At 69.6% G+C, this 18913-nt stretch carries 15 protein-coding genes; 12 read left to right on the forward strand and 3 right to left on the reverse strand.

The features are described from left to right. Nucleotide 1 precedes the first annotated feature (1 nt). On the reverse strand, nucleotides 2-547 hold the full coding sequence (locus ACQP0P_RS37315) for a hypothetical protein (protein ID WP_433364628.1): 546 nt from the start codon (nucleotides 545-547) through the stop codon (nucleotides 2-4). 222 nt (nucleotides 548-769) lie between these two features. Between ACQP0P_RS37315 and ACQP0P_RS37320 the strand changes: the two genes are divergently transcribed. From ACQP0P_RS37320 to ACQP0P_RS37330, 3 genes are all read left to right on the forward strand, one after another. Next, nucleotides 770-1249 (forward strand): DedA family protein, encoded by a 480-nt coding sequence (locus ACQP0P_RS37320; protein WP_433364630.1) that lies wholly within the window; start codon nucleotides 770-772, stop codon nucleotides 1247-1249. Between the two features lie 140 nt (nucleotides 1250-1389). Beyond that, on the forward strand, nucleotides 1390-2328 hold the full coding sequence (locus ACQP0P_RS37325) for a D-alanyl-D-alanine carboxypeptidase family protein (RefSeq protein WP_433364632.1): 939 nt from the start codon (nucleotides 1390-1392) through the stop codon (nucleotides 2326-2328). A 262-nt stretch (nucleotides 2329-2590) separates the two neighbouring features. Then, complete coding sequence (locus tag ACQP0P_RS37330; protein ID WP_433364635.1) at nucleotides 2591-3037, forward strand: RidA family protein; 447 nt, start codon at nucleotides 2591-2593, stop codon at nucleotides 3035-3037. 588 nt (nucleotides 3038-3625) lie between these two features. On the opposite strand, the gene ACQP0P_RS37335 is transcribed toward ACQP0P_RS37330, so the two are convergent. Both ACQP0P_RS37335 and ACQP0P_RS37340 read right to left on the reverse strand, forming a co-directional pair. After that, on the reverse strand, nucleotides 3626-4534 hold the full coding sequence (locus ACQP0P_RS37335) for a TrmH family RNA methyltransferase (protein ID WP_433364638.1): 909 nt from the start codon (nucleotides 4532-4534) through the stop codon (nucleotides 3626-3628). Next, the gene (locus tag ACQP0P_RS37340; protein WP_433364641.1) at nucleotides 4527-5336 is read right to left on the reverse strand and encodes a DUF4184 family protein; all 810 of its coding nucleotides are present in this window, start codon (nucleotides 5334-5336) and stop codon (nucleotides 4527-4529) included. Before ACQP0P_RS37340 ends, ACQP0P_RS37335 begins: the two co-directional genes overlap by 8 nt. 180 nt (nucleotides 5337-5516) lie before the next feature. On the opposite strand from ACQP0P_RS37340, the gene ACQP0P_RS37345 reads away from it, so the two are divergent. The 9 genes from ACQP0P_RS37345 (at nucleotide 5517) to ACQP0P_RS37385 (ending at nucleotide 18908) form a co-directional block, all read left to right on the forward strand. After that, nucleotides 5517-6143, forward strand: a complete 627-nt coding sequence (locus ACQP0P_RS37345) for a hypothetical protein (RefSeq protein ID WP_433364644.1) — start codon at nucleotides 5517-5519, stop codon at nucleotides 6141-6143. A 222-nt stretch (nucleotides 6144-6365) separates the two neighbouring features. Continuing rightward, entirely contained in the window at nucleotides 6366-8147 is a 1782-nt protein-coding gene (locus tag ACQP0P_RS37350) for a substrate-binding and VWA domain-containing protein (protein ID WP_433364647.1), read from the forward strand. A gap of 190 nt (nucleotides 8148-8337) precedes the next feature. After that, nucleotides 8338-10122, forward strand: a complete 1785-nt coding sequence (locus ACQP0P_RS37355; protein WP_433364650.1) for a sigma factor — start codon at nucleotides 8338-8340, stop codon at nucleotides 10120-10122. 521 nt (nucleotides 10123-10643) lie between these two features. Further along, a complete protein-coding gene (locus ACQP0P_RS37360) occupies nucleotides 10644-11771 on the forward strand; it encodes a GNAT family N-acetyltransferase (protein ID WP_433364653.1) in 1128 nt (375 codons plus the stop codon). 153 nt (nucleotides 11772-11924) lie between these two features. Then, nucleotides 11925-12755 carry a glycosyltransferase family 2 protein gene (locus ACQP0P_RS37365; protein ID WP_355559619.1) on the forward strand — a complete coding sequence of 277 codons (831 nt, stop codon included), beginning with the start codon at nucleotides 11925-11927 and terminating at the stop codon, nucleotides 12753-12755. Between the two features lie 2 nt (nucleotides 12756-12757). Then, entirely contained in the window at nucleotides 12758-13699 is a 942-nt protein-coding gene (locus ACQP0P_RS37370) for a glycosyltransferase family 2 protein (RefSeq protein WP_433364657.1), read from the forward strand. Beyond that, nucleotides 13696-14499, forward strand: coding sequence for a polysaccharide deacetylase family protein (locus ACQP0P_RS37375; protein WP_433364660.1), 804 nt, complete (start codon nucleotides 13696-13698; stop codon nucleotides 14497-14499). The genes ACQP0P_RS37370 and ACQP0P_RS37375 overlap by 4 nt, the downstream gene beginning before the upstream one ends. A 264-nt stretch (nucleotides 14500-14763) precedes the next feature. Next, nucleotides 14764-17595 (forward strand): hypothetical protein, encoded by a 2832-nt coding sequence (locus ACQP0P_RS37380; protein WP_433364662.1) that lies wholly within the window; start codon nucleotides 14764-14766, stop codon nucleotides 17593-17595. 95 nt (nucleotides 17596-17690) lie between these two features. Beyond that, a complete protein-coding gene (locus ACQP0P_RS37385; protein ID WP_433364665.1) occupies nucleotides 17691-18908 on the forward strand; it encodes a DUF418 domain-containing protein in 1218 nt (405 codons plus the stop codon). Nucleotides 18909-18913 lie beyond the last annotated feature (5 nt).

An 18913-nucleotide genomic window follows, 5' to 3' on the forward strand; every position in this document is an offset into this window, starting at 1 on the left:
CTCAGCAGGCGACCATGAACTTCTTGCTGCGCAGCGGGGCGTCGCCGGAGACCGAGAGCACGACGCGGTACCAGCCGGGGTTGTTGACGATCCTGGGCTGCCACTCGACGGTCTGGGTCTCGCCGGTGAAGCCGGAGCCGGTGCCCAGGTAGGCGTACCAGCGGTGGGTCTTCGAGCTCCAGCGCTCCAGGCGCCAGCCGTAGGAGACGGCGGCCCGGGGGTCGTCGTTGCCGACCACGCCCTGGACCCGGTAGGGCCTGTCGCAGGGACCGAACGCGTCGATCTCGCTGACGGTGACCTCACCGGCCACCGGGGCCCGCTCCGTGGTGGCCGGCACCGACTGCGAGGAGAGCACCACGGTCCGCACCGGTGCCCGCGTCGCCGTACCGGCCGTGCTCTCCGTACCGGCCGGGGTCCGGGCACCGGTGCCGTACGCGGTCTCCACCCCCAGGTAGGCTCCGGTAAAGGCAAGGGTGGCGACGAGCAGCTTGGCGACGCTCGCGGTTCCACTCGCCACCACCGGCGCCACACTGCTACGCGAACCCATCACAGACACCTTCCTTTGTCACTCCCAGGTGTATGCCAGGGTGGTTGCTCTGGAGTTGACGTCCGCTTGCAGTCCGTGTGCCTAAGGGGGCTCCGCCGTAACGGATGAGGTAAGCCTGCCCTAATATCGAGTCAAGCAGGCGAGACAACCGTGGCGGTGACGTTCAGAGTGCGATCTGTTGTGGCGGGTATCCCTGACCCGACTTCCGCGTCCTTCCTGGGTATGCCCCTGTGGCTCTGGGTGATCGTCGGCGGCGTGGCCCTGTTCGGCGTGTTCCAGGTCTACTACTGGGTCGGCTACGTCCTGGGCTCCAGGCTCTACACCTCCCGGCTGGCCATCAAGATCGGCCAGGAGAACATCCTGCGGGTCGAGAAGGTCGTCAGGAAATGGGGCGCGGTCGCCGTCTACGCCTGCTTCTGGGTGCCCGGGCTGCGCCACACGCTGCCCTGGGTGGCCGGGGTGCTGCGGATCTCCTATCCCTGGTACGTGGTGGCCAGCGCGCTCGGCTGCCTGACCTGGGCGCCGGTGACGTCCTTCGGCCTGTACTCGGTGATCTGGGGCTGGCTGGAGCTGGCCGTGCGGTCGCCGCTCCTGGCGGGCCTGGTGGCGGTGGCGGTGGTCGCGGTGATCGCCTGGTTCGTCCGCCGACGCCGGCGCCGAGTCGCCCACAGCGAGGCGGACATCCCGGCCGCCACTCCCTGACTCTCCCCCGGGCCGTTTGACACGCCGGCCCCCGAGAGCCGCCTCTCCCGGTCTCGCCCACCCGGCGCCGATGTCAACTTTTCCATAGCCAAACAGCCAACTTCCGCATATCGACGGTGGCCTCTGCCAGCATGGCTCGCATGCATCACGGGGGAATCCGCCTCATCACCCGCGCGGCGCTGGTCGCCACGGCCACCCTGGTCACCGCGTCTCCGACGCCGGCCCTGGCCACCGGACCCCCGGTATCCGCCCTGATCACCGGAGCGGCCGCACCGGTTCTCGGCACCGCGCCCGCCGAGCAAGGGCGTGCCTCCGTGCCCTCGGTACCGGGACGGGCCGCGTACCTGTACGACACGGGCACCGGAGCGGTCCACCTGAACAAGCAGGCCGGCAAGCGGATGCCGGTGGCCAGCCTGACCAAGGTCATGACGGCGTACGTCGTGCTCAGGGAGGCGAGGCTGGACGACGTCGTCACGATCCAGGCGGCGGACGTGCGGCACGCGGCCTCGAACGGCGCGACCCACGCCTCCCTGCGCGCCGGGGAACGGTTGACCGTCAGGGACCTGCTTTACGCGGTCATGCTCCCCTCGGCCGCGGACGCCTCCCACGCCCTGGCCCGTGTCTACGGGCCGGGCAACGCGAGGTTCGTGGCGAAGATGAACGCCACCGCCCGCTCCATGGGCCTGGTCGACACCGCCTACGCCAGCGCCGACGGCCTGCCGAGGCCGGCCCCCGGTCATTCCACGGCCCTGGACCAGGCGAAGCTGGCCGACATCGCGCTGCGCGACCCGGTGCTGCGGACCATCGCCTCCAGCAGGCGCCACGTGGTGGCCAAGTCCAAGGTCCATCGGGCGCACTCCTGGACCAACTCCAACAAGCTGCTCGGCAAGACGCCCGGGGTCCTGGGCCTCAAGACCGGCTACACCAGCGCCGCCGGATACTGCCTGTCGTTCGCCGCCGACCGCGACGGCCACCGCCTCATCGGCGTCATCCTCGGCGAGTCCAGCGCCGACCGGCGCTTCCAGACCGCGACGCGACTCCTGGACTGGGCGAGCGAGCAGACGCCGCCCGAGCTGTGATCAGGCGGTACGAACCGCGCCTGCCTGGCGGTGCCCCACATGACGCGTGCCCCGAACATCATCGACCTGACGAAGCACAACGGCACGCCCATCTGGAAGAGCGAGAGCGACCAGGCGGGATACTTCCCCGGCACAGATGCTCCGGCCATCGGTTGACCGGGATCATCCGGACCGGATCGTCAGGGGCGGCCGGATCCACCGCGCGTACCGCGAGAACACGAAGGATTGGACGTACCGGCGTCGGCTGCCTACGGTTTGCCGCATGACAGAGCGGTTCGCGATCCTGAGTGGTTCGACCTTCGAGGAGCAGATCGGGTACGCGCGGGCGGTGGTCGACGGCGACCGGGTGCACGTGTCCGGGACGACCGGCTTCGACTACGCGACCATGACGATCTCCGACGACGTGGTCGAGCAGGCCGGACAGTGCCTGCGCAACATCGAGGCGGCACTGAGCGCGGCGGGCTGCTCGTTCGCCGACGTCGTCCGGGTGCGCTACCTGCTGCCCGACCGCGAGGACTTCGAGCCCTGCTGGCCGACCCTGCGCGACCGCTTCGGCGAGGTCCGCCCCGCGGCGACGATGCTCGTGTGCGGCCTCGCCGACCCCCGCATGAAGATCGAGATCGAGGTGGACGCGCGCCGCCCCGCGGCACCGGCCGCCGTTCGGGCGGGTGACGTCGCGCCCGGTGCGGCGCCCGCGGCGGACTCGTGACCGTCGAACGCGCGTGACCTCGACCTGTCCGGCCGCCGGAAGACGGTCGCCGACAAAAATACGACAAATGACACCAAATCAAATATTGGCCAAATTACCTCCTGAATAAGTCACCGGATTAGCGGACGGCCTTCTCGGGAACCGCCTCTCCGGGCGCGACCGCGCGGAGAGCGACATCCGCCGTCCCCCAAGATCTTCCGAATGGAGCAATGGTCGCGCGTCCGACATTTCTTCCCGCATACGTGCCCGGGGTAATACCCTGGCAGGAGCTGAAGCGCACGGCATCGGGGCCCTGGAGACACGCCCGGAGGGAAGACGTGCCGAAGTCAAGACTGCGCGACCGAAAGCACTCCTCGCGGGGGAGCGCAGGGTGGGGAGGCACAGCCGGGCGCTCTCGCATCGAGACGTCGAGACTCGGAGACGATGGCGACCAAAGCCAATAGTGAGCTTTGTGACATGGCCCTTTGAATTCATCTGAGAAAACCGAACCCGCGGTTCCTCGCCGTGAACCCGACGGGGATGACCCCTGGTTGTGACCGGGGACCGCCGAGCCCGCACGGTGAGATCAGCGGTGCGGGGCGGCTTCCACTACCTTCGCGCCTCTCCCCCGGAGGCACCGCGCATCAACCCGTGGCACGCGATCGCGGCGGCGGCCACCACGTTGAGCGAGTCCACGCCCGCGGACATCGCGGTGGGGCTCATCGGGATGCACACCCGCTCGTCGGCCTCCCGCAACCAGCGCGAGGACAGCCCGTCCCCCTCCGACCCGAGCAGCAACGCCACCCGGTCACTCATCTCGGCGGTGTCCATGGGGGTGGCGCCCTGATCCGGGGTCAACGCCAGCATCCGGTATCCCGCCACCCGGATCTCCTCCAGTCCTTCGTACCAGTTGTCCATCCGGGCGTAGGGGATCGCGAAAACCGCGCCCATCGACACCTTGACCGCTCTCCGGTAGAGAGGGTCGGCGCAACGCGGCGAGAGGACGATCGCGTCGACCCCGAGGGCGGCGGCACACCGGAAGATCGCGCCGACGTTCCCGTGGTCGACCAGGTCCTCCAGGACCAGGATGCGCCGGGGCCGGGCATCGGGCAGCCGTCCGGGATCACGACCGGCGCCCCGCTCCGGGGCCTCTCTCTCCGGGGAGGAGGCGCGGCCGGACAGGACCTCTCCGGTAGCCGGCAGGGGGAGGCGTTCCATCGCGGCGAGGGCGCCTCGATGAACCTGGAAGCCGGTGACACCCTCCATGACGGCGTCGTCCACGATGTGGACCCGGCCTTCGAGGGGGTCGAGGAGGTCGGCGAGGGGCTCGGCCCAGCGGGGGGTGAGCAGCACGGAGCGCACGGGGTAGCCCGCCGCGACGGCGCGTCGGATGACCTTCTCCCCCTCGGCTATGAAGAGGCCGTGCTCGGCCTCCAGGCTCTTGCGCAGCTCGACGTCACGCAGATTGGCGTAGTCGGCCAACTGGTCGGCCAGGTGGGGGTCGATGGCTTCAGGCACCCTCGAATACTGCCATGACCCGCCTGAGCTGCCATATCAGCGCGTGAACGAGGAGCATGGCGGAGCAGCCGACGACCACTCCCGCGCCCAGCCTCGTCACGAGTTCCGCCATGCCACGTGGCGGGAAGGCGATGGGCCAGGCGATCGCGCCCAGCAGGATGGACAGGGCCGTGGCCAGGAACACGGCCATCCGCCCGCGGGCGGGGATGATCAGCCGCTCGGGGACCGGCCGGGGCTCCATCCTGGACAGGCCGCGCCAGGCCCACCAGAGCACGACCGCCAGGCCGACCACCGTGGAGGTGTACTGCAGCAGGCGGAACAGCGGAAGCACGTCCGCCACCCGGGTGTCCAGCCAGCTCCAGCCCCACATGGCAGAGCTGTAGGAGTGGGTGAAGGAGTCCCAGAGCTTGTGGGTGAGGGCGCCCACCGCGCCTCCGGCGATCACGGCGGGCAGCCGCCGCACCCCGTACATACGGGGGGGCAGGGCCGCGGCGCGCCCGGCGAGGCCGGGGGGCAGGAGCGCGGTCAGCGGGTCGCGGAGCACCAGATGGAAGACCGCCAGCAGCACGACGACGGCGAACGGGTCGATCGTGAGAACGCCCTCGTAGGAGTGCCAGATCATGTAGTCGGGCAGGAACGGGAAGAAGATCGGCAGATCAGGCACCATGGCCCCCAGGGCGAGCGCCCAGGGATCGAGCAGGCGGCGCATCCGCTCCGAGGAGATCAGCGGCAGCACCGCGGCCACATGACTGGGCGTGAACGGCACGGGTTTCCCTCCGACGATCCACTGGGGCAGGTCCATCCTGTGACACGAACACAGCGCGCGGGCACGCCGCCGTGCGGTCAGGGCTTGGCCCGGGGAGGCGCTTCCCCGGGGAGCGGAGGAGACGGCATTGTGAGGAGCTTTGCCGCTTCCCGGCATTCCAACACTCTGTGACGACTAGATTACCGAACGCCGTTGATCGGGGATTCGGGGGTTGTCGTGACCGACCAGACTGTGCTGGCGCCCAGCGCCGAGTGGCTGCGCGACGCCCGCAGGGCCCGCCTGCTCTCCGTGGCCACCCTCCTCTGGCTGGGCGCGGAGAGCGTGCTCGGCATCGCCGCGGGGCTGGGAGCGCACTCCGTCGCCCTCATCGGCTGGGGCATGTCGGCTCTGGTGGAGGCGGCGGCCAGCCTGATCGTGGTCTGGCGGTTCACCGGTTCGAGGACCGAGTCCGCACACGCCGAGGAGCGGGCACGCAAGGCGGTGGCGGTCAGCTTCTGGCTGCTGGCCCCCTACCTGGTGCTGCATGTGGCGCACGATCTGGACGCGGGCCACCGGCCCCTGCCGAGCCTGCTCGGGATCGCCGTGACGGCGACCAGCGCGATCGGCATGCCGTTTCTGGGGGTGGCCAAGCGGCGGCTGGCCATCCGGTTGCGCTCGGCGGCGACCGCCGGCGAGGGGACGCAGAACCTGATGTGCGCGCTGCTCGCCACGGGGGTGCTGGCCGGACTGGCACTGAACACCGCCGGGTGGTGGTGGGTGGATCCCGCCATGGCGGTACTGCTGGCGGCGGTGGCGACGCGGGAGGGACTCAGGGCATGGCACGGGCACTCCTGCCGGCACTGACCACGCGCCTCCCCCGCCGGCGGACGAGCACTTCCGGCACCGGCGGCCACCGGTCGATCCACCGGAACGCAGGGTATCACTTTAAACACATATGGTGATAACAGCACCAAAAGGGGTGTTTTGCCACACTAACCGTTCCAAGTACAGTTCCGTGAATATTGCGGACAACCTCCCGATAGGGTGACCCGCTAGCTTCCTGACATCGACATCGAAGAGGGAACCGTGGGACGTCACCGTACGGATGAACTCGAGGACGGCTACAGCTCCTACAGGGAGGCGCGGCCCAGGCGGAGGCGTGGGGGACGCGGCAAGGTGCTGGTCCCGCTGGCCGGCTCCGTCGCCCTCGCGGTGCTGCTCGGTGTGGCCGCGTTCGTGGTCATCAACCGCGACCGCGGGTGCGCGGGTGACGCGCTGCCGCTGCGGATCACCGCCTCGCCGGACATCCAGCCCGCCCTGTCCCAGATCGCCGAGCGCTTCAACAAGGCGGCCCACGAGGTCGAGGGCAGGTGCACCACCGTCGCGGTGACCAAGGGCGCCTCGGCGACCGTGGCCTCCGCCCTGGGCGGGGTCGGCGGCAAGGCCGCCGCGATGGACCTGTGGATCCCGGACTCGGGGCTGTGGGTGGCGAACCTGCGGGCGAGGAACCGGGATGTGCCGGAGGCGGGCGCGTCCATCGCGCACTCCCCCATCGTCATGGTGGCCTCGGGCTCGGTGATACCGAACCTGAAGAAGAGCTTCGGCGAGGCCAGCTGGGGCGGCATGATCAGCGCCGCCAACGTGGCCAACGTCGACGGTCCCGGCCGCAAGGTGCGCGTGCTGGTGCTGGACCCCTCGCTCAACGCCGCCGGGCTCGGCGCGCTGCTGGCCGCCGCCGGGGTGGCCACGGCCTCGGGCGCGGGCGAGGAGCAGCTGGTCGGCGCGCTCAAGAACCTGTCGGGATCGACCTCGACGGTCCGCGACCAGGACGCGCTGCTGTCCAGCCTCGGTGTCAAGGGCAGCAAGGCCCCGCTGGGCATCGCCTCGGAGCAGGGCGTCTGGGCGTTCAACAAGGCCAAGAAGCCCGAGGTCCCCGCCGTGCCGCTCTACCCGGCCGAGGGGACCATCAACCTCGACTATCCGGTGGTGATCACCGCCAAGGACGCCGCGGTGCGCAAGGCCGCCGAGGCGTTCCAGAAGGAACTCGACAGCGAGTCCGCCAGGAAGACCCTGCAGGATCAGGGTTTCCGCACCCCGGACGGCAAGGGCGGAAAGGCGATCTCCGGCTCCGCGGGCTTCCAGGCCAAGGCGCCGCAGGCAATCGAGCCGCCCGACGGCAAGACCGTCGCGAGGATGTCGCAGACCTGGTCCCGGATCAAGCTGGGCACGAGGATGGTCACCCTGCTGGACGTCTCGGGGACCATGGCCCTGCCGGTGCCGGGCACCGGCATGACCCGGATGCAGGCGATCAGCAGGATCGCCGTCGAGGGCATGAGGCTCTTTCCCGCCAAGAGCGAGCTGGGACTGTGGGAGTTCTCCACGCACCTCGACGGCCAGGGGGTCGACTACCGCGAGACGGTCCCGGTCGGCCCGCTCACCGAGGACATGAACGGCGTGCTGCGCAGGGACGTGATCAACCAGAAGCTGATCGGCGCCCAGGCCAAGGCGACCGGCGACACCGGGCTCAACGACACCCTCGCCGCCGCCTACCGGCAGATGACCGACGAGTATCAGAGCGACAAGATCAACACAGTGCTGATCCTCACCGACGGGGCGGGCAACGACGACCCGGACGGGGGGATCAGCAACCAGCAGATCCTGAAGCGGCTGAAGGAGCAGTTCAACCCGGAGAAGCCGGTCAGCATCCTGATCATCGCGTTCGGCCCCGACGCCCCCCAGGGCAAGCGCCAGATGGATGCCCTGGCCAAGGCGACCGGCGGTGACGCATACATCGCCAAGGACGTCCTGGAGGTCAGGAAGTTCTTCCTGGAGGGCATGAAGCGCCGGCTCTGCGCTCCCAACTGCTGATCCTCCATCGCGTACGGCTGGTGTCACATTGGCACCAGCCGTACCAATTTTCCCAGGTCATACCAGGTCGGCATGATATTGACCCATCTGGTCAACCGGTTGCGGGGAGGTGACGTCCTACGCGTGTGGGGCCTGGAACGGGCGAGTGGTGAAGCCCGTGAACGAGCCCGTCCCGCGGGGAGGAATGTCCGTGCCCGGATGGCCGACCGTCGGCCGAACCGACGATCAACAACTCGTTGAGACGCTGCGGCGCGCCGACACGACGGCGCCCGCGAGCCTCTACGACTCCTATGCCGAACGTCTCCACGACTATGCCCACTCGCTGCTGGGCGACCGCGATAACGCCGCAGGCGCCGTACACGACGCCCTGGTCACGGCCCAGGGCCAGGTGGACCGTCTGCGCGACCCCGGCCGTCTGCGCGCGTGGCTGTACGCCCTCGTACGGGTCCGGTGCGCGGGCGCGGAGCGCGGCGGCCCACGGGGGACGGCACCGCCTCCCGACGTCCACGACGACCCGGGCGAGCGGGAGCTGGCCGCCCTGGTCCACGAGGCGCTGGCGGAGCTGGGCGGGCAGGAACGCGAGGTACTGGAGCTTTCGCTCCGGCACGACCTCGGCGGCGGCGAGGTCGGCGCGGTGCTCGGACTGACCTCCAGGCAGGTGACGGCGAGGCTCTGCCGGGCCCGCGACCACCTGGAGAACGCGGCGGCCGCCGTGGTGCTCGCCAAGGTCGGCCGGGCGCACTGCCCCGACCTGTCGGCGATGGTCGACTCGTGGGAGGGTCCCCTCACCACGATCCTGCGCAGGCGGCTGTCGGCCCACATCGGCCGCTGCGAGGTATGCGTGGAGCGCAGGGACCGGCATGTCTCGGCCGGGCGGCTGCTGGACCTGGTGCCGCCCGCCTACCCGCCGCTCTCGCTGCGCCGCAGGGTGATCGAGACCTGCCTGAACCCGGAACTGAGCGAGGAGCGCGCCTCCATCGTCGCCCGGGGCGACCACTTCGACAGGACCGGTTTCCCAGCGGAGGGGCAGCGGCCACCGGGCCGCCGGCGGGCGGGGAGGAAGGACCCGGCCGGTAGGCGGGCGCGCGACGAGGGGAGCCGTGGGACCGGGCAGGCGGCGTCTCCCCCGGTGAACGCCGCGGGCGCCCGGTCCCGGCGCGTGGCAACGCCGCCGGATGGCGAGGGGCGGCGTACGGAGGTGCTGCCGGCGCAGCGGCGGAGGCAGCGGAGGCGCAGGGGGCCCGTGCTGCTGCTGGCGGCGGTGTGCGTGCTGGCGGCCACCGGGGCGGTGGTCGTGGTGGGCGGGCAGGACCTGGCCGGTGGGGCGTTGGGGAACGCCCAGGCCGTACCGGATACGGAGCCCGCGCTGATCACCCTGGAGCCCGGCCCGGAGCCGACGCCCGACCTGCCGCCGGAGGAGTCGGAGACAGCGGACCCGGAGACAGCGGACCCGGAGACAGCGGACCCGGAGACGGAGAGCGCGCCGACCCCCACTCCGCGCAGGACCCAGGAGACCGGGATACCCGCCCCCACCCCCACCGCGGCGCGTCCGGCGCCGACCCGCAGGTCCTCGGCGGGACCGTCCCGCGCCACCCGCGCCACCACCCCGCCTCCCGCGGCCGGGCGGCTGACCGTCTCGTGCCCGTCGGACATCGGAGAGGGCGCCGGGCAGATTCAGCTCGCGGCCCGCAACGCCACGCTCTCCTGGTCGGCGACCACCTCCGGCGGGCTCGACGTGCATCCCGCCCGGGGACGGCTGAAGGCGGGGGCGAGGGCCGTGATCTGGGTCACAGCCAGGGATCCCTCGGAGAGCGGCGCGGGACGGATCGCGTTCAGGTCCGCCGGGGGCAACACCGGATGCGCGATTTCCTGGGAGAACCCGGAGGCGGACGCCTCCGCGCCTCCCCCGGATCCGGCCCCCGACCCGACCCCGACCCCCTCCACCGGGGCGAGTTCCGAGGGGGAGATCGGCTGATTCCCGTATCTCGTTTTACCTAACACCGAGACTTCTCCCAGGAATCCGGTAAACCATGGACTGGTGCCGAGCGTCGGCATTGACGTCCATGCTGAGTGATTGATCACATGAAGACGCGATCAGTCACGTCATTACCAACTGGGAGTTTCGGAGATGTCGATCAACCGCAGAGTGCTCAAATGGGCGCTCACCTTCGCATGTGTCGCGGGGGCCGTGATCGCCTTGGTGGACATCGACACCCCGTTACGCCTGGTTCTCACCCCTCTGTTCCTGTTGGCGGTCCCAGGCATCGCAGTGGTAGGACTGTTGCGTGATCGTGACCCTCTTGCGGCACTATCAGTGGGGGCAGCGGCAAGCCTGGTTGTAAACGTTCTCTTGGCCGCTGCGATGCTCACTTTTGACGCATGGTCGCCTCGTGCCGGAGTCGCGACGATCGCGGTGCTCGGCGGTTTCATATACGTACTACGCGTGTTGTATCGGGGGAGCGGGAGCTTGCAGACCGAACAGGGGGTCAGGTCAAGGTGAACATCGTCATCGTTCGCCCGGGAGACCTCGGGGAGTCCGAGATCTCACGGTGGCGGGAGTTGCAGGTAGCGGACCCGTCGCTGGACAACCCCTTCCTCTCCGTGGAGTTCACGCTCGCCATGGGGCGCCTGCGAGACTACGTCCGCGTCGCGGTCATCCAGGACGATGGCAAGATCGTGGGATTCTTCCCCTACGAACGGCACAGCTTCGGGATCGGCAAGCCGCTCGGCGGCTTCCTGACCACCTGCCACGGACTGATCTCGGTTCCCGGGCTCGACCTGGATGTCCGTACCCTGCTGCGCGCCTGCAGGCTCTCGGTCTTCGACTTCGACCACCTGGTCCCCGGCCAGCCGACGTTCGCGGCGTACGAGTCCGGCGTGCGACCGGCGCCGGTGATGGACCTCAGCGTGGGTTTCGAGGCCTACATCGAGCAGGTGAAGGCCAACTCGCCGAAGAACCTCAAGACCGTCCGCTACAAGGAGCGCAAGCTCGGCCGCGAGCAGGGCGAGATCCGCTTCGAGTGGGACTCGTCCGACCTCGGCACGCTCCGCACGCTCACCAACTGGAAGTCCGACCAGTACCGCAGGACGGGCCGCGTCGACCGCTTCGCCCAGCCGTGGATCGTCCAGTTGCTCGACGAGATGCACGCCGAGAAGTCCGAGAGTTTCGCGGGTGTCCTGACCATGGTCTACGCCGGAGACAGGCCCGTCGCCGGGCACTTCGGCCTCCGTACCGCGACGACCCTGGTGGGCTGGTTTCCCGCCTACGACACCGAGTTCGCGCGCTACTCCCCCGGCATCATGCACCACCTGCACATGGCCGAGCACGCCGCCGGCTCAGGGCTGCGGCAGGTCGACATGGGCAAGGGCGGGCGCGAGTACAAGAGCTGGCTGAAGAGCGGTGACCTCTTCGTCGCGGAAGGCCGCGTCTCACGTCCCTCCCCTGCGGCCGCCGTCCACTGGATCGGCCGTACCCCGGTCAACAAAGCACGAACGATCGTTACGGATCGCCCGCATTTGTACAGGCTTGCTGACCGTGTGCTGAAGGGGTTCGGCCGTATGCGCTCCCCCGCGCAGAACCAATCAAGCACTCCGGTCGTCAAGGAACCATGGGGAGTGGGTTAGGCCGCTCCCGTCATCACACCCCATTCGCCAGGACCCTTGCATGCATCCCTCATCGCATTCGCCATTTCCCCCGATCGTTTCGATCGTCTATGGCCCCGGGTCCGTCCGCCAGTCGCCCCTGACGACAGACCGCCCGGAAGGACATCCGTCATCATGAGTCCCGAAGTCGCCAAGCACTACAACAACAAGCCCCCCCTGAGGGCGGTGCCGCCCATCGAGCGGTTCACCCCCATCACCCCCAACATGGCGATCTCCCCGACTGTCAGCGTCGTCGTACCGGCCATGAACGAGGCGGAGAACCTTCCGCACGTCTTCGCGACGCTGCCGCAGTGGATCGACGAGATCGTCCTGGTGGACGGCAACTCGGTGGACGACACCGTCGCCGTGGCCAGGAAACTGCGCCCCAACATCCGCGTGGTCCACCAGACCGGCAAGGGCAAGGGGAACGCGCTCTCGGCCGGATTCGCCGCCTGCACCGGCGACATCATCGTGATGATCGACGCCGACGGGTCCACGGACGGCCGTGAGATCATCCAGTTCGTGGGCGCGCTGGTCACCGGGGCCGACTTCGTCAAGGGCTCGCGCTACGCGTCCGGCGGCGGCAGCGACGACCTGACGTTCATCCGCAAGTTCGGCAACAAGACGCTGACCGCGCTGGTCAACAGGATGTACGGGACCAGCTACAGCGACCTGTGCTACGGCTACAACGCCTTCTGGGCCCGCCACCTGGACGTGCTCAACCTCGACTGTGACGGCTTCGAGATCGAGACCCTGATGAACGTCCGCGCCGCCAAGGCCGGGCTCAAGGTTCACGAGGTGCCCAGCCACGAGCGCTGCCGTATCCACGGCGAGAGCAACCTGCATGCCGTCCGCGACGGCATCCGGGTGTTGAAGACCATCATCCGCGAGTGGCGGAGCAACCCGGCTCCCGTGGTGCACGAGCCGGCCACCACCTCCCGCGCGGCGGACCAGGGCGCCGCGTAGCCATGAGAAGCAGTGTCGTCATCTGCGTCTACACCGAGGAACGCTGGGAGGACATCCGAGCAGCCGTCGAGTCGGTCGAGAGCCAGAGCCGCCGGCCGCATGAGATCATCCTGGTCGTCGACTACAACCCGGACCTCCATCTGAGGCTGAAGAAGGAGTACCCCGGCGTCGTCGTGGTGGAGAACGCCCAGGAGAAGGGGCTGTCCGGTGGCAAGAACACCGGCGCGGCGACCGCCTCCGGCGACATCGTGGCATACCTGGACGACGACGCCGTCGCGGAGCCTGGGTGGCTGGAAGCGCTGGAGGAGGGCTTCCAGGACCCGACCATCGTGGGGGTGGGCGGGCTGACCAGGCCGCTGTGGGGCACCGGGCACCGGCCCGGCTGGTACCCCTACGAGTTCAACTGGACCGTGGGCTGCAGCTATCGCGGCATGCCCACGCGGCGGGCGCGGATCCGCAACGTCATGGGCGGCAACGCGGCCTTCCGCAGGGAGGCCGTGCAGGAGGTCGGCGGGTTCCACACCGGCATCGGCCGCAGCGTGCAGGGGCGCAAGCCACGCCCGCTGGGCTGCGAGGAGACCGAGTTCTGCATCCGGCTCTCGCAACGGATGCCCGGTTCGGGGATGCTGTTCGAACCCGCCGCGGTGATCGGCCACAAGGTGCCGGCCGCGCGCGCCACCTTCGCCTACTTCCGCTCGCGGTGTTACGCGGAGGGCCTGTCCAAGGCGCTGGTCACCCAGAGTGTGGGGGCGAGCGACGGGCTGTCGAGCGAGCGGGCGCACGCGATGAAGGCGCTGCCGCTGGGCGCGTTGCGCGGGATCGGCGAGGCGCTGCGGGGTGATCTGTCCGGTCTCGGCAGGGCCGGCGCGATCGTCGTCGGCCTCGCCTGGACCACCTGGGGTTACGTCATCGGTTCCCTTCGACTGAAGCGGGTGCGTTCATGATCCGCGTACCGATCCTGATGTACCACTCGGTTTCCGACCGGCCCAACGCCGAGACGAAGCCGCTGGCGGTACGACCCTCCGCCTTCGCCGAGCAGCTGGCCTACCTGAAGGAGAACCGGTTCACGCCGCTGACGGTGGCCGACCTGGTCGCCTCGCTGCACAAGAACAACGGCCGCTCCATCCCGGAGCGTCCGGTGGTGGTGACCTTCGACGACGGGTACGCCGACTTCCACAGCGAGGCGCTGCCCCTGCTCGAGCACTACGACTTCCCCGCGACCGTCTTCCTGACCAGCGGGTGGGTCAGCGACGCGGGCAAGGACGCGGCGGGCAGGCCGCTGGACACGATGCTGTCGTGGAGCCAGGCGCGCGAGGCCGCCTCGTGCGGCATCGAGATCGGCGGGCACAGCCACAGCCATCCTCAGCTCGACCAGCTTCCGGATGACGAGCTCCGTCAGGAGCTGCGGCGCAACAAGGCCCTGCTCGAAGACAAGATCGGCTCCCTGGTCTCGACGATGGCCTACCCGTACGGCTACTCCAGCGTGCGGGTGCGGCGCGAGGTCAGGCGGGCCGGTTACTGGGCCGCCTGCGCGGTGAACAACGCCATCGCCGCCGACCGGCACGACGTGCTCGCGCTGCCGCGCCTGACCGTCGCCGAGGGTACGTCGATGAGAATGTTCAGCCGGGCCGTCGAGGGAAACCAGGTCCCGCTGATCTACATGAGAGAACGGATGCTGACGAAGGGTTACGCCGTCGTCAGGCGTACGAGATACGGCCTGCGCCGGGTGCGCGGCCAGGTGTGAGCGGCCGGTCCGCCCCCGGGAGAGGCGTGGCCCGCGGGCCGGCGCCCTCCCGGGTGCGCCCACCCCTCTCCGCCCTCGTCCTCGCTTCCCCGAGGGAGCGAAGGCGGCGGGACAGGAGCCACCGGGCGGGAATTCGGTCGCGGTATTGCTCTTCAACGGTCTACGCAAAGCAGTCGAACATGACGTAACTTCGTGTTCGCTCGTCGCACCTCGGTCCGCGTAGCCGCCATGATGTTAGACGTGAGGCAACGGGCAGGTAATGACGTGACGACGACACCGGCGGCGGAAACTGCCGAGGTCGGGGAGACCGATCCCACCCGGCCCGCGCCCTCGGACGGAGCGCGGGCCGGGTCCGGCGGCGAGCTCACCGGCACGGCGCCCTCCGAGGCTTCGGAGGGGGCGCCCGACCGCGAGGTTCCCGATCACGCCGCACCGGGTGACAGCCGTGACGGCGAGGTTCCGAAGAGCGGGGTTTCCGGCGGCGAGGCCACCAAAGGTCCTCGTGACGGCGGCGACAGTGCGTCGGACGACGCCGACGACGTGCCGGGTACGCCACCGGAGGTGATCTCCGACCAGGCTCCCGGCGGGGCTCCGGACACCTCCGACGGCGACGACTCGGAGGTCACCGCCGTCATCCGGCTGCCCGCACGCCCGATCTCACCGCCCACGGCGGACGCTCCCGAGTCCGAGGACGCCTCCGGCAGCGAGATCGACACCACGACGGAGATGCGTCTGCCCTCGGCACCGCTCCGCCCGGCGCCGGAGCCTGCGGAACCGGTGACCGCGGAAGGCGGCACACCGGAGCGGAGGCCGCGGGAAAGGGCCGTCGCGACGTCCAGCCCGCTTCCAGGGACCCCTGAGACCGCTTCGGAGGCCACGGCTCCACCGGACCATCGGGAGCCGCAGAGCGCGCAGCGGAGCCCGGGGAAGGCGGCTCCGGCCGCCGCCAGGCCGTCGCGAATGCCGAACGTGATGCGGTCGGCCGCGGTGTGGCTGCCGCCGTTGCTCACGGTCGAAGGCCTGATCATGTACGTGCTGGCCCTGCGCGTGGCGCCGGGTCCGCTGCGGGGCGTCGACGTGACCAAGATCGACGCTCTGGGCCTGATCTCGGCCATGCCGCTGACCGCGTTCGCCGCGATCCTGCTGATGCTCGTCGCGTTCTTCGTCACGATCGCGCAGAACACCGACCGCAAGTTCCTGCTGCTCTTCCAGATCGCGGCGATCACCTTCGCCCTGCACGGGGCGTCGGCTCTGATCTCGGACGAGGCCAGGTTCCCCACGGCCTACGTCCATGCCGGCTTCGTGGAGTACATCAACCGCACCGGCGAGTCGTCCGCGATCCTCGACGCCCGCCTCGCCTGGCCGGGGTTCTTCGCGCTGGTGGCGTTCGTCACCAAGGCCGCCGGGGTCACCGACCTGGCGACGATCATGCGGTGGACGCCGCTGCTGTCGAACCTGCTGTACCTGCTGCCGTTCGTGCTGATCCTGCGCCAGGTGGTCGCCACCACCCGGGCCCGCTGGTTCGCCGCCCTGCTGTTCGTCATCGTCCAGTGGATCGGCCAGGACTACTTCTCCTCCCAGGGCTTCACATACGCGATCTACCTGGCCTTCGTGGCGATCGTGCTGCGCTGGTTCGGCAAGGTCGAGCCCCGCGACAAACCGATGCCGGCCAAGGGCCCCATCCGGCGGCTGCTGGCCCGCCTGGACGGGCTGACCCCCGGCGAGCTGCCCCACTCGACCGGTGTCTACGACCGGACGATCATGCTGATCGTGCTGATCGGACTGTTCGGCACCGCGACCGCCTCGCACCAGATCACGCCGTTCATGATGCTCGGCGCGCTGACCGGCCTGCTCCTGCTCCGGCGCACCTCGCTCAGCTGGGCGCTGCCGTTCTTCCTGGGCCTGATGGTGCTGGCGTGGATCAGCTACCAGACGGTCACCTTCTGGAGCGGGCACATCGACCAGCTCTTCGGCGGGCTGGGCCGGATCCTGGAGAACCTGCAGCGCAACACCGGCGACCGGATCGACGGCAGCGATCCCAGGCACGCGCTCGTCCTGATGGCCCGCCTCGGCATCTGCGGCGTCATCCTGGCGCTGGCCGCCGTCGGCCTGCTGCGCCGCGTGCGGCGCGGTGTCGGCGACCGCGCGGCCCTGCTCCTGCTCTGCGTCCCGGTGCTGGCGCTCGGGCTGCAGAGCTACGGCGGCGAGATCGGCCTGCGGATCTACCTGTTCGCCCTGCCCGGTGCCTGCATCCTGGCCGCGTACGCCTTCTTCCCGAACCTTCCGGCCGGCACGGAGGACGCGCCGGAGGAGACGGTGCCGATCCGCAGGCGCAACATCCGGTTCAACCCGGAGCTGACGCGCCGGATCTCACTGCTGCTGGCCGCCGGGTGCGCCATGACGCTGGCGATGGTCTTCCTGATCGCCAGATACGGCAACGAGCAGTTCGAGCGGGTCTCGGCGAGCGAGGTCGCGGCGATGCACTACATCTACGACCACGACGAGCCCAGCGCCCGCGTCCTCTACCTGTCCCCGGTGCTCGGCCCGGAGGTCACGCCCATCATCCCGTGGGGTGAGCGGGACTTCGACAAGATCTCCTACGAGCAGGCGCTGGTGCACAAGGATCCGGCCCAGCTCTCCACGGTGCTCGACAAACTCCGCGCGTCCCCGCCCAACACCTATCTGGTGGCGACCCGGGGACAGGCCGGATACCTGCAGCTCAACCACGGCTTCCCGAACGACTGGGCCCCCCGGTTCCGTGCCGCGCTGGACGCTCACAAGGATCTCAAGCGGGTGTTCAGCGGCGAGGACGCCGCCGTCTACGTCCTGAACACCTTTCCGGAGGGCACCGAGATTCCCGAGCGCGGGGTACCGCTCGGCGGCAGCGACCCGACCTCGCCGTGGACGCCGGTCGGCTTGGCCGCGCTGGGCGTGACCTGGATCGCGTTGTTCACCTACGAGGTGTTCCTGCTGCGTGGTCGCGGCCAGAGTTCCAGGGCCAGGAGGCGCATCCTGTTCATCGCGGTGCCCGCCTTCGTGCTGGCCCTCGCGGTGATCGCGGAGCGCTTCATCGTCATCGGCTACCAACTTCAATAAAGGACAAAATCGCTTGGCCGACGGCCTCCCCGCGCCATACTGAGCACCGTTTGCCGGGAGACGCCTGTCTCAGAGCCTGGTCGAAGGACGGTTGGATGTTCACAGGGGAACCCCGTGACCGGGCGGGGACCTCCACCCAGGGCACGGGGCGGCGAATCGCGGCGGTCGACGCGCTGCGCGGTTTCGCGCTGCTGGGCATCGTGGTGGTCAACATCACCTACCTCGCCTCCGGATACCGGATGGCGGGGCTGGCGGCGCCGTCGTTCTCCGCGCCGCTCGACTGGGAGGTGCGCTGGGTCGTCTCGTTGTTCTTCGAGAACAAGTTCTATCTGCTCTTCGCCTTCCTGTTCGGCTACAGCTTCACCCTCCAGCTCGACTCGGCCCACGCCTCCGCGACGGCGTTCGTCCCCAGGTTCCTGCGCCGCCTGGGCGGGCTGTTCCTGCTCGGCGTCGCCCATGGCATCCTGCTGTTCCCCGGTGACATCCTGGCCACCTACGCGGTGGTGGGGCTGGTCCTGCTGGCGGTGCGGCGGATCACCCCGCGCACCGCGATGATCTCCGCGATCGCGCTGACCGTGGCGCTGGCGCTGGGGATGCTGTTGCTGGCCCTACTGGCGACGCTGGGCACCGACGCCTCAAGCGCCGTCTCCGAGAACGCCGCCCAGGCCGCCATGTCCGACCGCGCCCTGCACGGCTCCGCATCCATGATCATCAACGAGCACCTGCACAAACTGGCCAGGATCCTCGTGCTGCGGGTCTTCTTCCAGGGGCCCACGGTGCTCGCCGCCTGCCTGGTCGGGCTGGCACTGGGCAAGATGCGCCTGCTGGGTGACCTGTCCAGGCACACCGTGACGCTGCGGCGGCTGCAGTGGGCGGGGTTCACCGTCGGCCTCGCCGGGGCCGTGGTCTACACGCACGCGACCTGGTCGGACGGCGGGCACGCGTACCACATGGTCGGCCAGTCGGTGAACCTGGTCACCGCGCCGCTACTGGCCGCGGCCTACGCCGCCACCCTGCTGCGCCTGCTCCCCTCGGCACCTCGCCTGGCCGGGACGCTCGCGCCTCCCGGCAGGCTGGCACTGACGAACTATCTGGGGCAGTCGCTGATCAGCTCGCTGATCTTCACCGGCTACGGGATGAGCCTGGTCGACCGGCTCAGCCCGCTCTCCGTGGTGTCGATCGGCATCGCCATCTTCACGGTCCAGGCCGTGTGGAGCCGGTGGTGGCTGAGCCGCCATCAGTACGGGCCCGTGGAATGGCTACTGCGCTGGTTCACCAACTGGCGCAGACCCTCCCGTCCTGAGCGTGCCTAGCCTGC

The sequence above is a fragment of the Streptosporangium sp. CA-115845 genome (assembly GCF_050943795.1).
GTDB lineage: Bacteria > Actinomycetota > Actinomycetes > Streptosporangiales > Streptosporangiaceae > Streptosporangium.